The organism is Streptomyces sp. A2-16 (assembly GCF_018128905.1).
Lineage (GTDB): Bacteria > Actinomycetota > Actinomycetes > Streptomycetales > Streptomycetaceae > Streptomyces.
Map to the genome: position 1 here is coordinate 2,740,753 of NZ_CP063808.1, position 14,006 is coordinate 2,754,758.

At 72.6% G+C, this 14,006-nt stretch carries 13 protein-coding genes; 3 read left to right on the forward strand and 10 right to left on the reverse strand.

Going from position 1 to position 14,006, the window contains the following annotated elements; genetic code table 11:
* Window positions 1-65 precede the first annotated feature (65 nt).
* Complete coding sequence (locus IOD14_RS12370; RefSeq protein WP_212673256.1) at window positions 66-947, forward strand: NAD(P)H-binding protein; 882 nt, start codon at window positions 66-68, stop codon at window positions 945-947.
* A gap of 197 nt (window positions 948-1,144) precedes the next feature.
* On the opposite strand, the gene IOD14_RS12375 is transcribed toward IOD14_RS12370, so the two are convergent.
* Window positions 1,145-2,581, reverse strand: coding sequence for an MFS transporter (locus tag IOD14_RS12375; RefSeq protein ID WP_212670255.1), 1,437 nt, complete (start codon window positions 2,579-2,581; stop codon window positions 1,145-1,147).
* Window positions 2,582-2,690: 109 nt separating this feature from the next.
* Here IOD14_RS12375 and IOD14_RS12380 point away from each other — a divergent pair, with 109 nt between their 5' ends.
* Window positions 2,691-3,086, forward strand: coding sequence for a helix-turn-helix domain-containing protein (locus IOD14_RS12380; protein WP_123994649.1), 396 nt, complete (start codon window positions 2,691-2,693; stop codon window positions 3,084-3,086).
* Between the two features lies 1 nt (window position 3,087).
* Here IOD14_RS12380 and IOD14_RS12385 read toward each other — a convergent pair whose 3' ends face one another.
* The 6 genes from IOD14_RS12385 to IOD14_RS12410 all read right to left on the reverse strand — a co-directional run bounded on the left by IOD14_RS12385 (window position 3,088) and on the right by IOD14_RS12410 (window position 9,573).
* Window positions 3,088-3,510 (reverse strand): acyl-CoA thioesterase, encoded by a 423-nt coding sequence (locus IOD14_RS12385; RefSeq protein WP_212670256.1) that lies wholly within the window; start codon window positions 3,508-3,510, stop codon window positions 3,088-3,090.
* Between the two features lie 54 nt (window positions 3,511-3,564).
* Window positions 3,565-4,185 (reverse strand): hypothetical protein, encoded by a 621-nt coding sequence (locus IOD14_RS12390; protein WP_123994647.1) that lies wholly within the window; start codon window positions 4,183-4,185, stop codon window positions 3,565-3,567.
* A 69-nt stretch (window positions 4,186-4,254) separates the two neighbouring features.
* On the reverse strand, window positions 4,255-4,854 hold the full coding sequence (locus IOD14_RS12395; protein ID WP_123994646.1) for a histidine phosphatase family protein: 600 nt from the start codon (window positions 4,852-4,854) through the stop codon (window positions 4,255-4,257).
* Between the two features lie 689 nt (window positions 4,855-5,543).
* Window positions 5,544-5,939 (reverse strand): hypothetical protein, encoded by a 396-nt coding sequence (locus tag IOD14_RS12400; protein ID WP_123994645.1) that lies wholly within the window; start codon window positions 5,937-5,939, stop codon window positions 5,544-5,546.
* A gap of 9 nt (window positions 5,940-5,948) precedes the next feature.
* Window positions 5,949-8,276, reverse strand: coding sequence for a hypothetical protein (locus IOD14_RS12405; protein WP_249125901.1), 2,328 nt, complete (start codon window positions 8,274-8,276; stop codon window positions 5,949-5,951).
* A gap of 88 nt (window positions 8,277-8,364) precedes the next feature.
* Window positions 8,365-9,573 (reverse strand): pyridoxal phosphate-dependent aminotransferase, encoded by a 1,209-nt coding sequence (locus tag IOD14_RS12410; protein ID WP_123994644.1) that lies wholly within the window; start codon window positions 9,571-9,573, stop codon window positions 8,365-8,367.
* A gap of 87 nt (window positions 9,574-9,660) precedes the next feature.
* Here IOD14_RS12410 and IOD14_RS12415 point away from each other — a divergent pair, with 87 nt between their 5' ends.
* Window positions 9,661-10,287, forward strand: coding sequence for a winged helix-turn-helix transcriptional regulator (locus IOD14_RS12415; RefSeq protein ID WP_123994643.1), 627 nt, complete (start codon window positions 9,661-9,663; stop codon window positions 10,285-10,287).
* A 40-nt stretch (window positions 10,288-10,327) separates the two neighbouring features.
* Here the strand turns inward: IOD14_RS12415 and IOD14_RS12420 are convergent, their stop codons facing one another.
* Genes IOD14_RS12420 through IOD14_RS12430 form a run of 3 tightly spaced genes read right to left on the reverse strand, consistent with a single transcriptional unit; the run spans window position 10,328 to window position 13,950 of the window.
* Window positions 10,328-11,143 carry a hypothetical protein gene (locus tag IOD14_RS12420; RefSeq protein WP_212670257.1) on the reverse strand — a complete coding sequence of 272 codons (816 nt, stop codon included), beginning with the start codon at window positions 11,141-11,143 and terminating at the stop codon, window positions 10,328-10,330.
* Window positions 11,143-12,408, reverse strand: a complete 1,266-nt coding sequence (locus tag IOD14_RS12425) for a VWA domain-containing protein (RefSeq protein ID WP_212670258.1) — start codon at window positions 12,406-12,408, stop codon at window positions 11,143-11,145. Before IOD14_RS12425 ends, IOD14_RS12420 begins: the two co-directional genes overlap by 1 nt.
* A gap of 57 nt (window positions 12,409-12,465) precedes the next feature.
* The gene (locus tag IOD14_RS12430; protein ID WP_212670259.1) at window positions 12,466-13,950 is read right to left on the reverse strand and encodes an IucA/IucC family siderophore biosynthesis protein; all 1,485 of its coding nucleotides are present in this window, start codon (window positions 13,948-13,950) and stop codon (window positions 12,466-12,468) included.
* Window positions 13,951-14,006 lie beyond the last annotated feature (56 nt).

A 14,006-nucleotide genomic window follows, 5' to 3' on the forward strand; every position in this document is an offset into this window, starting at 1 on the left:
CGCCGGGTTCGGGCGTGCGAAACGTGCCGGAATTTCCTATCGACCGGGGCCGTACGGGGCCCACGGTGGTGGTCATGATCCTTGTCACCGGTGCCACCGGCACCATCGGAAGCGAAGTCGTACGACAGCTCGTGGCGCGCGGAGAGAAGGTGCGCGCGCTCACCCGGGACCCCGGCGGGGCCCAGCTGCCGCCGGGAGCGGAGGCGGCCCGGGGGCACCACCGCGACCTCGCCTCCGTGGCGTCGGCCATGGCGGGCGCCGACACCGCCTTCCTCGTGGGCGTCTTCGGACCGGAGGACGCCGACAGCGACCGGGGGATGGTGGAGGCGGCACGGTCGGCGGGGGTACGGCGGGTGGTGAAGCTCTCCGCGATCAGCGCGGGGGACCCCAGGACGGGCCTGGGCGGCATCGCGCACGGACACGGCGAGGAGGCGGTCCGCGGGAGCGGCCTGGAGTGGGTGATCCTGCGGCCCTCGGCCTTCGCGTCGAACACCCTGAGCTGGGCGGGGGCGATCCGCTCGGGCGAGCCGGTGGCCAACATGCTGGGCTCGGGCCGGCAGGGGGTCGTGGACCCGCGGGACGTCGCCGAGATCGCGGTCGCGGCGCTGGCCGGTCCCGGTCACGAGGGGCGGACGTACACCCTGACCGGTCCGGAGACGCTCACCCCCCAGGACCAGGCGGCCGCGCTGGGAGAGGTGCTCGGCGTCCCTGTGGAACTCCGGGACCTGACCCCGCCGCAGACCCGTGACCTGCTGGTCGCCTCCGGCTGGAGCGAGGAGGCCGCGAAGGGAATGCTGCGCAGCGTCCGCTTCGTGGCCGAGGGCGGCAACGCGGTCGTCACGGGGGACGTGGCGGAGGTACTGGGCCGCCCCGCCCGGACGTACCGCGAGTGGGCGCGGGACCACGCGGGGGCGTTCGGAGGGGGAGGGGGCGGGGGCGAGGGCTGAGGCCGCGCAGTTCCCCGCGCCGATCCGGGATACGGCTGCGGCCACGTCGACCGCACCCACCCAGGGGCGCGGGGAACTGCGCGCCCGGCCACGACCCACCCGCACCCGCCGGACGACACGACGTGGCAGGTCCGTGGGCGCTCGGCTCCACGCACCCGCACCCGCACCCGCACCCGCCGGACGGCAAGCCGTGGCCCTCAGCCCCTCGCCCCCGCCCGCGGCCGCAGCACCACCGCGGCCAGGGCGAGAGCCCCCACCGCGATCGCCGTCCCCACCCGGAACGCCGCCTGATACCCCTCGGCCGTCGCCGAGACCACCTCGGCCCCGCCCGCCAGCAACCCCTCCGTGCGACTCGCCGCCAGCACGGACAGCACCGCGAGCCCCAGCGAACCACCCACCACCTGCGTGGTGTTGAACAGCCCGGACGCCAGCCCCGCGTCCTCCTCACGAGCCCCCGACATGGCGAGCCCGGTCAGCGCGGGCATGGCCGCGGCGAAGCCGACGGACAGCGACAGCAGCGCGGGAAGGACGTCCGCGAGGTACGAACCGTTGGCCGGCACACGGCTCAGCAGGGCCATCCCGGCGACGATGAGCACGAGCCCCGCCAGCAGGACCCGGTACGCCCCGAACCGCCCGATGGTCCGTGCCGACAGCCCCAGCATCAGCACCCCGATCACGATCGGCGCCGGCAGGAACGCCGTGCCGGTGAGCAACTCGCCGAACCCCAGGACGCGTTGGAGGTACAGCGCGCCGAGGAACTGGAAGCCGTACATCGTGGCGATCATCAGGATCTGCACGGCGTTCGCGCCGGAGAGCAGCCGGGAGCCGAACAGCCGCAGCCGCAGCAGCGGGCGGGCGGCACGCGCCTGGCGCAGACCGAACGCGGTGAACAGGACGAGGGCGACCAGCGCCAGGAGCAGCGTGCCGGTCACCTCGCGGTCGCCGGACCCGACGATCGCGTACACCGTCAGCATCAGCGCCCCCGTCACCAGCACGGCCCCCGGATAGTCCGCACCCCGGCCAAGGCCCTCGCCCTCGTCCGCGTCGAGCACCCGCACCGCCGCCAGCAGGGCGACGACTCCGATCGGAAGGTTGATCAGGAAGATCCAGTGCCAGTTCAGGGCCTGCGTCAGCGCCCCGCCGAGGAACGTGCCGAGCGCCCCGCCCGCCGCGCCCACCGCGCTGAACACCGCGATCGCACGGGCCTGCGCACGCGGCTCGGGGAACAGCGCGACCAGCATGCCGAGCACCACCGCCGAGGTCATCGCCCCGCCCACACCCTGCAGGGCCCGCGCCGCGATCAGCATGCCCTGGCCCGTCGCCACCCCGCAGAGCACGGACGCGGCCGTGAACACGGCGAGCCCCGCCGCGAACATCCGCTTGCGGCCGACCAGGTCGCCCAGCCGGCCCACCAGCAACAGCAGCCCGCCGAACGGGATCAGATAGGCGTTGACCACCCAGGCGAGGCCAGAACCCGAGAATCCGAGGTCGCTCTGTATGGCCGGCATGGCGACCGTGACGATGTTGCCGTCCAGGATCGTCATGAGCGTTCCCGCGCACAGGACGACGAGGGCCGTCCAGCGGGAGTACGTTCGGTGCGGTGTTCGCGTCGGGTTTTCGACGATGGCCGTCATGGCGGCGTTGCCTCCGCGTTCCATGGGTTCCGACAAGTGGCTCAAGCGCACGACTTGTAACGGGGAACATCGTCGGTGACCATGGAGAACGGCGTAAGGAGGCAGTCCGATGTCCCAGAGGAACACCGGTGTTACCGTCCAGGTAGTGAACGCGCACGCGTGTCCGGTGCGGGAAGTTCTTGACAGGGTCTCCGGCAAATGGAGCGTGCAGATCCTTGTCGCGGCCGCACACGGACCCATCCGCTTCACCGAGTTGGAGCGCAGCATCGAGGGCATCAGCCGCCGCATGCTCACCCTGACCCTGCGCAACCTGGAGCGCGACGGCCTCGTGACCCGGACCGTCCATCCGACGGTGCCGCCCAAGGTCGAGTACGAACTCACCCCGGTCGCCCGCGAGTTGCACGAGACCCTGCAACGCCTGACCGACTGGGCCGAGCGCAACAGGGTCTACATCGCCGAGGCGCGGGCGAGCTACGACGCCGAGCGGGAGCCGGAGCCGGCCTGAGCTAGAGGCCGAACAGGCCGGGGTCGGTGGCCAGTTCCTTGAAGACCTGGACGGGGTGTGCGACCAGGCGGCGCTCCTTGAGGTCCAGCAGTCCGCCGACCGCCGTGATCTCGGCCGCCACGGTGCCGTCCTTCTTGCGGATCGTCTGCTGTATTCGGAACGTCTTGCCCTCGCCCCACTCGAAGACACAGGTCACGTCGACCTCGTCACCGGCGAGCAGCTCGCGCCGGTAGCTGATGGTGGTCTCCAGGGCCACCGGGCCCACGCCGCTGCCGATGAGCCCGGCCTGGGTGATCCCGGCGGCCCTGATCAGCGACCAGCGGGCGTGCTCCGCGTAGTTGAGGTACACGCTCTGGTTGAGATGGCCCTGCACGTCCGTCTCGTACCCGCGGACGGTCACCGGCACGGAAAACGGCTCGCTCATGTCAATCCCCTCTCACCTCACGGCAGTTGCAGCACCGATCCTGACACGTGCCCCCTACACCCGGCGCGGTGAGGCCAGCAGGTACCGGGTCCTGGTCCGCGGCTCCGTGTACTCCCCGGCCTGCCAGCCGGCCGCCTCCAGGGTGATCGCGCAGGCCCGCAGCGCCTCGCCGTCCGCCGCGTGCACGGCGACGGCCTCGGGCTGCGGGGTCGCGCGCACCCGGTAGCCGGGCGAGCCCCCCGCTTCCGGCGTGTGCCCGGCCGCCTCCAGCGCCAGCGCGGCCGCCTGGACGAGATGCGCGCGCTCCCAGCCGCAGGGGCGGTCGGTGGCCCCGGCGGGGTCGGTCATCCGGCGCAGCTCCAGCAGTCCCTGCCAGGCGCTGTGCACCTCACGCGCTCGGGCCGGACCGGTGTCCGCGGCCTCGGTGCCGCCGACCTGTGCGGTGAACACGCCGGGCGCCGGTTCGGCGGGGGGCTGCGGCTCCGCCTCGGCCGTCTCGCGGATGCGGTGGCCGGCCGGTGTCAGGAAATGGTCGTGCGGCGGCCGCGGATGCCGGAAGGCCAGGCCCCGCTTCACCAGCGCGTCCAGCTGGGACTCGGTGCCCCTGAGCCGTCCGGTCACGGGATCGGCGGCGTCGATGACACGCCGCTGTGCGGCGGTGGGCGGTCGCGTCACGGCGTGCTCCTTCCCCGGGAGGGGCCGTACGACGGCCGTACGCATCAGCGACCCCCTCCGTTTCGAAGGCTACGACGGGGGTCTGACATTCCACCCGGCGATCACCGGCCGCCCGTGCTCCGTCCCCAGTCGGCACAGCGTCCCCGTCGCCAGCTGGAACAGGGCCCCGGCCGACGCGGGCAGGCCGAGTCGGCGGGCGGTGAGCACGCGCAGGAAATGGCCGTGCGCCACCAGCACCACGCACCCCTCGGTGTTCGCGTGCGCCGCGTCCACCGCGGCCAGCACGCGGTCGGCCCGTTCGCCGACCTGCTCCGGGCTCTCTCCGGGGTGGTCGGGCGGGCCGGGTGCCACCCCGTCCGTGAACAGGAACCAGTCCGGGCGCTCCCGCTGGATCTCGACGGTGGTGATGCCCTCGTAGCCGCCGTAGTCCCACTCCCGCAGATCGACGTCGACCCGCAGGTCGTGCAGTCCGATGAGCTCCGCGGTCTCCCGGGCCCGCTGGAGGGGGCTGACGAAGGCGGCTCCGATGCGGTGGGAGCGGATCAGCGGCACCAGCCGGCGCGCCTCCTCCCGGCCGCGCTCGGTCAGCGGTACGTCCGTCCAGCCCGTGTGCCGTCCGGACCGCGACCACTCGGTCTCCCCGTGCCGGACCAGAAAGAGATCACCCATGCGCGCACCCTTCCCGCTCGTCTCCCAGAACCGTGCCACACGGGCCCGGGCACCCGCAGGCCGAACTGGGCCGGACGGCCGCGAGGCACCACATCCCGATCGCGGGACCCGGTCCGCCGCGGGCCGCCCAGGCCGGGTCCCGTGGTGGGCCGACCGGAGCCGCTCCGTTGCAGGTTGACCAGGTTGGGTTTCGTCGTGGGCTGACCAGACCGGCTCCGTCGCGGGCCGCCCAGGCCGGGTCCCGTGGTGGGCCGACCGGAGCCGCTCCGTTGCAGGCTGAGCAGGTTGGGTTTCGTCGTGGGCTGACCAGACCGGCTCCGCCGCAGGCTGACCAGGCCGGCTTTCGTCGTGGGCCGACCGGACCCGCTCCGTCGCAGGCCCACCAGCCCCGGTCCGTCCAGATCGCCGCTCCGCCCGGTCGGGCCACCGCTCGCGTCCGCCCTCGCGGCAGCCGCCGTCCGGCGCTCGAAGGCCGACACCCCTCGTCCGCGCCCGGGCCGGTTCGTCCCCCGAAGCGGCCGCGCCGATCCCGCGGGTCCGCCGCCGCCCTTGGCCCGTCACGGCCCGCCGGTCACCTGAGCCCTTCGGCACCCCGGCGGCCCGACATGGCCCGCCGGTCACCGAGCCCTTCGGCACCCCGGCCGCCCGTCACGGCCCGCCGGTCACCCGAGTCCCTCGGCACCCCGCCCTCAGATCCCCGGAAGCCCCTGTACCGACTGCGCCAGCTGGCCCACCGCCACGACGAGGGGGGTGACCGGCTGGACGAACTCGTTGAGGCGGTCCAGGGCGCGGCGCAGGACTGTCGGCTGGGGTTCGGCCTCGTCGAGTTCCTCGCGCAGGCGGCGCAGTTCCCTGGTCGTCGCCTCGGGATCGGCGAGCGCCCCTCGGTGCTCCTCCAGCAACCGCTCGACGTACGCGAGGAGTTCGGCCGTGCGCTCGGCGTCCTGCGGCTGGAACGAGACCGCGCCGGAGTAGGCCTGGGCGCCGTGCCCCACGGCCTGGTTGCCGACGTAGTGCGTGCCGCCGCTGATCATGACGCCGTTGTTGACCGGCGGGTCCTGCCGGCTGTTGTCGTTGCCCGTCATGAGGACCTCCTACGTGCCGGAACCGGCGACGGGCGCGGCCGCGCCGGACTGCTGCGGGACGTGCTGGGTGGCGGTCGCGTGCGTGCCGATCGCCTGGTTGCCGATGATGCTCGTGCCGCCCTGCTGGATGAGGCCCTGGTTGAGGATGGTCTGCTGCTGGGCGCGGAAGTCGGTGATGTCGTAGCCGCGCGCGTCGAGGAACTCGCGGATCGCGGCGAGGGTGTGGCGCTCCACCAGGGACGTGATCCGTGTGGCGTCCACGACCTGGAAGTAGTTCTGGTAGTTCGGGCTCACCGCCAGCTCCCGGATGCTCAGCCGGGCGCCGAAGTCGTAGACCGGGTCCTGCTGGAGGGCCTTGAGCTCGTCCCCCATGCGTCTGCTGTGGCGCTCCTCGAAGCGGGCCTGGCGCAGGGCCCGGAACGGGGCGGCGAAGAAGGCCCGGCCCATGCCGGGGACGGCGTCCAGCAGCAGCCCCCGCCGTGCGTCGGCGGAGAGGGGGCCGCGCAGCCGGTCCACGACGTGGAAGTCGGCCCGCACCGGGCCGAGCACATGGTTGCTGCAGTGCAGATGGAGCGTTCCGCCCTCGGTCGAGAAGTGCAGGAACACGCTCGGCACCACGTCCCCGCCCCACAGCGGCACATGGACCGCCAGGCAGTGCCGGACCGCACCGCTGGGGTGTCGCATGATCCCCGCGACCTCTTCGGCCGAGAGCCGGGCGACGGGGGAGAGGCTCCTGGCCCTGATGAACCGCTCGTCGTCGCCGACGGCCGTGCCGCTCGCGAAGACGCGGTCCTCCACCACGAGGGACCCGAGGGGTGCGTCGCCGTTCGCCGCCGCGTCGGGCACGCCACGCGTGGCGGTCGCCGACAGCCACGCGCGTACATGGTCGACGAGTTCGGTGACGGCGAACGCCTGCGGGCCGCCGGGGCGCGCACCCTTTCCGACGGGATCGCCGGCGGGCAGCAGCGGCACGGCGAGCGACCACTGCGAGGCGGCCGGGGAGTAGCCGACGAAGGGCGTGTACCCGCTGTACACCGTGACGTTCCCGTCCTGCGCCTCCCGGACGGCCGCCAGCCGGTCGGCCATCCACTTCCGCGGCGGCACGGTCGGCCGCGGCTGCTGGGAGAACGCCTCGCGCGTCATGGTCGTGCGCAGCAGTTCGTCGACCGCGAGCTCGTGCCGTACGACCGTCATGTACGCGAGCGCCACCGCAGCGACGGACACCGACGCGGCCGGCACCCCGGCCAGATAGGAGCCCAGCAACCAGCTCACGAACGCGGGGGTGGGAAGCGTCGAGAGGGCGAAGCCGATGGCGAAGGCGAAGAGCACCGTGAAGCCCGCCGCGACGGCCGTGCCCACCAACACCCTGTTGCCGGGCTGGTGTCGGCCGCGGGTGGCCAGACTGGGACGGCCGGCCGCGCGTCGGGTGGTCGACAGGAACAGGGTGAAGAACAGCAGCCACAGCGGCGCGAACACGGCCACGAGCGCGAACGCGCCCGTCAGCCGCTGATCCCGGCGGTGCCGCATCTCCTGGGCCGTCAGACAGTGCCGTACGACCGTCACGAGGTCGACCTCGGGCGAGGGAGCCACGGCACCGGCCTCGTCGGCCAGGATGTCCTCCACCACGCGGTCGGCGAAGTTCTCGTCCACGTAGGCCGCGGCGCACAGGTACCGGGTGACGTCACCCGGTGCGCTCCCGACCGGCATGTGGACCGGCGCGGTTGTCATGCCGAGCCCTCCCTTGCTCCAGCGGCCCAGCCGCGCCGTCATGGCTCCCACGGAGCCCTTGGTGACTGTTCCCGGCGGACCGGCGGTGAGGAGGGCGAGCAGCGCGCCGGCCGCGAGGCCGAACAGGAGGGAACTGCGCAGCAGGTCCTTCACCAGGAGGTCGGCCGGTGCGAGCGGCACATTGTCGACGAATGCCTCGTGCAGGCCCCACCAGGACAGGTTGGCCAGCGCCGAGGCCAGCACGCCCGCGGCGAGGCAGCGCAGGGGGCGCGCCGCCCTGCCGGTCGACAGCCGCCGGGCGAAGAACACGAGCCCCGCGAGCAGGACCAGGACGGCGAGATCGTTCACGACCAGCGAGGACGTGCTGCCGTAGCGTTCGGCGGACACCTCCCAGCGGGGCAGGAACGCGGCCTCCACGAGCCAGCGCAGGAATGTGTCGTCGGACAGCTCGATGTAGAACTTCTGGTTGTAGTAGTCCGAGAGCGGCCGCTGCGCCCACGGGCTGCCCGCGAGCACCACGAGCAGGACGAGCAGGGTGAGACGGCCGCGTAAGCCGGAGCGCGTGCCCGACTCGCGCCGACGAGACATGAACACCTGGGGTTCCCCCATCCCCCGATCCCCTCGGCCCCCGGGATCAGTGGCCGTACCCTACGGCATCCCCGCTCTCCTCGACCGTGAATCCCTTCCACACCACCAGCTACTGCCGATATCCGCTCAGGAACCGCCCGATCCGCCCGATCGCCGCCTCCAGGTCCTGTGCGTGAGGCAGCGTCAGGATGCGGAAGTGGTCCGGGGTCGGCCAGTTGAAGCCGGTGCCCTGGACGACCTGGATCTTCTCCCGCAGCAGCAGGTCCAGGACGAACTTCTCGTCGTCGTGGATCTTGTGGACCTTGGGGTCCAGACGCGGGAAGGCGTACAGCGAGCCCTTCGGCTTCACGCACGAGACCCCGGGGATCTCGTTGAGCTTCTCCCAGGCCACGGTGCGCTGTTCGTGCAGCCGGCCGCCGGGCGCGGTGAGCTCGTGGATGGACTGGCGGCCGCCGAGCGCGGCCTGGATGGCGTACTGCGCGGGCGCGTTGGCGCACAGCCGCATGGAGGCCAGCATGGTCAGGCCCTCCAGATAGTTCCTGGCGTGCTGCTTGGGCCCGGTGATGACCAGCCAGCCCGAGCGGAAGCCCGCCACCCGGTACGTCTTCGACAGACCGCAGAAGGTCAGCACGACCAGGTCGGGGGCGAGCGCGGCGACGGAGTGGTGCACGGCGTCGTCGTACAGGATCCGGTCGTAGATCTCGTCGGCGAAGACCATCAGGCCGTGCCGGCGGGCGAGGTCGAGGATGCCCTCGATGATCTCCTTCGGGTAGACCGCGCCGGTGGGGTTGTTCGGGTTGATGATGACGACGGCCTTGGTGCGGTCCGTGATCTTCGAGGCCATGTCGTCCAGGTCCGGGTACCAGTCGGCCTGTTCGTCGCAGAGGTAGTGGACCGCCTTGCCGCCGGCGAGCGTGGTGACCGCCGTCCAGAGGGGGAAGTCGGGCGCGGGGATGAGGATTTCGTCGCCGTCCTCGACCAGCGCCTGCACGGTCATCGAGATCAGCTCGGAGATGCCGTTGCCGAGGAAGACGTCGTCGACGTCGACCTCCAGGCCCAGGGTCTGGTAGCGCTGGGCGACCGCGCGGCGGGCGGAGAGGACGCCCCGGGAGTCCGTGTAGCCGTGGGCCTGCGGGAGCATCCGGATCATGTCCTGGAGGATCTCCTCCGGCGCCTCGAAGCCGAACAGCGCGGGGTTGCCGGTGTTGAGGCGCAGCACGCTGTGGCCCGCCTCCTCCAGTGCGTCGGCGTGCTCGATCACCGGGCCGCGGATCTCGTAACAGACCTCGCTGAGCTTGCTCGACTGCCGGAACTCCATGCGCTGCCGCCTCTCCGGTTTCCTGTGTTGCTTGGTTTTACCAAGTGGGAGCTTGGAAAGTCCAACAACTTGTCTAGACTGCGTCGCATGTCACCTCGCCGAAGCTACGACCAGTACTGTTCCGCGGCCCGCGCCCTCGACGTGGTGGGCGACCGCTGGACCCTGCTGATCGTCCGGGAGCTGCTGTGCGGGCCGCGCCGCTACACGGACCTGCACGCGGACCTGCCGGGCGTGAGCACGGACGTACTCGCCTCACGGCTCAAGGACATGGAGCGCGACGGCCTGGCCACCCGACGCCGGCTGCCCCCGCCCGGCGCGGCCTACGTGTACGAACTCACCGGCCGTGGAAGCCGGTTGCTCCCGGTCCTGCAGGCCCTCGGCGCCTGGGGCGAGCTCGAACTCGGCGACCGGAGGCCGACCGACGCCGTCCGCGCGCACTGGTTCGCGCTCCCCCTGCTGCGTTCGCTGGAGGGTGAGGGACTCGTCGAAGTGCGCCTGGAGGAGGGGGACTTCCATCTGTACGTCGGCGCCCAGGACGGCCCGGCGTACGGCGACGGGCCGGCCCCCCGGGAGCCCGACGCCCGGCTCGTCCTGGACGCCGGGACCTGCGAGGCGCTCAGCCGGGGCGAGACGGTCCTGCCGGACGCGGTGCGCGACGGCCGGGTCGAGGTGACCGGGGACGGCGCGATCGCCAAGGCGCTGCGGGAGGCCTGAACGAAGAAGGCCCGCCGGAGCGGGCCTTCTCGACGAGCCGTCAGGCCCCCGGTGGCACCCGGGAGGGCCGCCCCGACCCGCGGGTCAGCGCATATCCGCCGACCCCTGCCAGCGCGGCCAGCGCACCACCGATCGCGGTCCACACCCACCGGTCGGACCACCAGCCGGAGGACCAGCCGTCCTCGGGCTCGATGGCCGACAGGACGGCGGACGAGGAGTCCTCCGAACCGTCCTTCTCCGCCTCGGACTTCACCGCGATCCCCGGCACCAGCGGCTCGGCCAGCGAACCGTCCACCGCGGCCGAACCACCGATGTCCTTGGAGTCGACCCGGACCTCGGTGCTCACCGGGAGGCCCAGGTCGGCCGTGGTGAGACCGACGGCCGTCAGCCGCACGTAGTACGTGCCCGGCAGCGGGTCGTCGGCCCAGGTCTCCGACCAGGCGCGGACCGTGCGCAGGGTGCAGGCCAGCTCCACGCTGCCCGCGTCCGCCGCGGCCGTGCGGGTCTGCGCGCCGTACTGGCACGCCTGGCGGCGGCGCAGACCGTCGTACACGTCGATCTGCCAGGTCTGCGCGGCGTGGGTACCGGGCAGCTTCACCGTCGCCTTCACGGTGGGACGCTGCCCGGCGTCCGCGGGGAACGACCAGTACAGGTAGTCGCCCGTGGAGCCGCTCGCCGTGGCCGTCTGGCCCTGCTCGACCTCGGTCGCCGTACGGAACGACGTGCCCGCCAGGGTCGGCGCGTCACCGTCCGCCGAGGCCGAAGCCGTGGGCGTCGGCGAGGAGTCGGCCGCGGCCGGCGCGACGGCCAGCCCCAGCATCAGCAGGGAAGCGCTCAACACGCGTGTGATCCGCATCAGTTGGTCCTCCAGACCGCGACCCGCCAGCGCGACAGCCAGCCCCACAGCAGACCGGCGACGAACCCGGCGAGAATCAGCGCACCGAGCAGCCACCAGCCGCGCCCGAGGCCGAAGGAGGCCACGTCGCTCGCCTTCGACGGCCCGTCCACCACGTCCACGGTCAGCTCCAGGGGCAGACCCGGGGTGGTCTTCACCCCCGAGGCGGCCGAGAAGGAGTTGGTGACCTGCAGGCACACGGTCTCGGCGGCGGAGTCCTCCGAGTCGCTGTTCGCCTTGGGGTATCTGAGCCCCGTCGAGATCACATCGGTACGGCCGTTGCCCGCACCCTCGCCGCGCACGATCTCCCGGCCGTGCACGGTGACCGCCCGCAGCAGCACCCCGTACGAGGGGTTCACGGCCCGGTCCGCCGCCACGCTCACCGAGGCCCGCAGCTCCTGGCCCGGGTCGACGTCCACCCGGTACCAGCGCTGCTGGGTGAACTCCTCGCGGTCGGTGTACAGCCCGGACTTCAGGGTCGGCGCGGTGGCACAGGTGCCGGCACCCTCGGTGGCCACCGGTGTCACCACCGGGTCCGCCGCCCGGTCCACCAACTGGTTGACCTTGTCGGTGAGTTCGTCGGCGTGCTCGACCGAGGTGTAGGTGCCGCCGGTGGCCTCCGCGATGCAGCTCAGCTGCTTGCGCATCTTGGTGTTCGGGACCAGGCCGAGGGTGTCGATGGTCAGGCCGATGCCCTTGGCGGCGATCTCGCGGGCCACCTCGCACGGGTCGAGCGGGGCGCAGGTGTCCTCGCCGTCACTGATCAGCACGATCCGCTTGGTGGACGCGCTGTCGGTGAAGTCGCCGGCCGCCTTCAGCAGCGCGGGGCCGATCGGCGTCCAGCCGGTGGGGGAGAGGGTCGCCACCTGGGTCTTGGCCTCGGTGCGGTCCAGCGTGCTGACCGGGTAGAGCTGCGCGGTGTCCTTGCAGCCCGTCTTCTGGTTGTCTCCCGGGTAGTTGGCGCCGAGGGTCCGGATGCCGAGCTGGACCTCCTCGGGGGTCGCGTCCAGCACCTCGTTGAAGGCCTGCTTCGCCGCCGCCATCCGGGTCCCGCCGTCGATGTCCGCCGTCCGCATCGAACCGCTCACATCGAGGACGAGATCGACCTGGGGCGCGGTCCCGCTCGTGGGTTCACCGGCGACCGCCGCGACCGGGAAGGCGACCCCGGCCGTCAGGGCGGCGAGCAGGGCGCACACTCCTGCCGCCAACCGTTTTCTTGTGATCATCGCCGGATCCTATTGATCAGGTGCGCCGGGCTCCAAAACGGGCAGGGAAACGGCCGCTCACCCAAGGGGGTTGGGCAGTTCGGTCCACTGGTCGCCCGGTGTCCCCGGCGACAGCCGCATCAGCGTCAACGCCTTCGCCGGCAGCGGCTCTTCGAGCAGCGCGGCCAGATCGGGGGTGCGCGGCAGCTCTCGTACGGCCGACTCCAGGGCCTCGCGCAACGCGGTCGCCGAACCCGCCGTGCCCGCGAGGGCGCCGGCCACCAGGGAGCCGAACAGCTTGCGTCGCAGGGTCCGCACGTCGTCCGTGACGACCCGCCCGGACAGGGCCGGGACCGGGATGCCGTGCCGCGCGAGCCTGGCCGGGCTGATCCGGATGTCGGCGAGGTCCCGGTAGACCAGCCCGAGCGGTGCGCCCGACTCGGACAGGACGACGAGGAGGTTCTGGCCGTGTCCCTCAAGGGCGACGCCGAACTCCAGGAGCCGCAGCCCCGCGGTGAGCGCCAGCCGGGCGAACTCGGCCAGCCAGACGGGGGACCGCGGCAGTTCGGTGGTGGCGAGGGCCGCCACGGGCAGGACCCGGTCGCCGTACACCTGCGGCGACTCGCGCAACACGGCTGCCAGGTCGGGTGAGTCGGCGGTGGCCGCACCCAGGGTGCGGGTGAAGTGCAGGAGGCCGTCCATGCGTTCCGCCAGCGTCTCCGCGAACTCCGAGAGGGTCGCCGACATGCCGATCGAGTAGACGGAGATGTCCCGCACCGAGGAGGTGATCCGGGCGCTCAACGCGGTCTTGACGTGCGGCCCGTCGGCCAGGGCGAGGGTGCGCAGGGACATCAGGGGGTGAGCGTCCAGCCCCTCGGTGACGGACCGCTTCAGCACATGCTCCGCCTGCCACGGGTGCACGGGCAGCAACAGGCGATCACCGTCCCGCATCCCCGCCGGCCACACCCCGCTCACCAGGCACTCGGCCGCCGGCACCGGCACGAACCCGAGCCGTACCAGCGGCCGGTGCTCGGGCCCGTACGCCAGCTGCTCGGCCACCGAGAAGCCGGGCCGGGAACGGCAGTTGGGGTGGTACGGATGCCCGTCGACGACCCGCTGCTCCCACTCCCAGTCGGACACCGGCCACTGCTCCGAGAGGGGCAGCCGGTCCGCCCTCGACAGCGCCAACGAGACCACACTGTCGGCGAGTTCGGCCGCGAAGTCCGCGCCGTGCGGTACCCCGAGGCCGGTCATCAGGCCCGCCGGATCCTCGTGGGCGACCCCGTCCAGCCGTACGACGGTGACCTGGGCGGCGGTGGCGAACGGGTCCGGATGCGGGCCGTGCAGCCGGCGGCCGTCCGAGAGGCGCAGGGTGAGTCCCTCCCGGCCCGCCTCCCGCGCGGTGACCCAGGGCAGCGGCTCGTGCGTGAGCCCACGCCACAGCCGGGACAGCACGGCCGCGCGGGCGCCGGGCAGCTCGGCCGTGTACCGCGCCACGAGATCGGGGCGTACGGCGGCCAGCTCTTCGGCGAACTCGGCATCGGCGGCGCGGGGACGGTGCACGGGCGGACTCCTCGGGTACGACTGTGTCACGGCGGGGCGGTGACGGCAGACATACT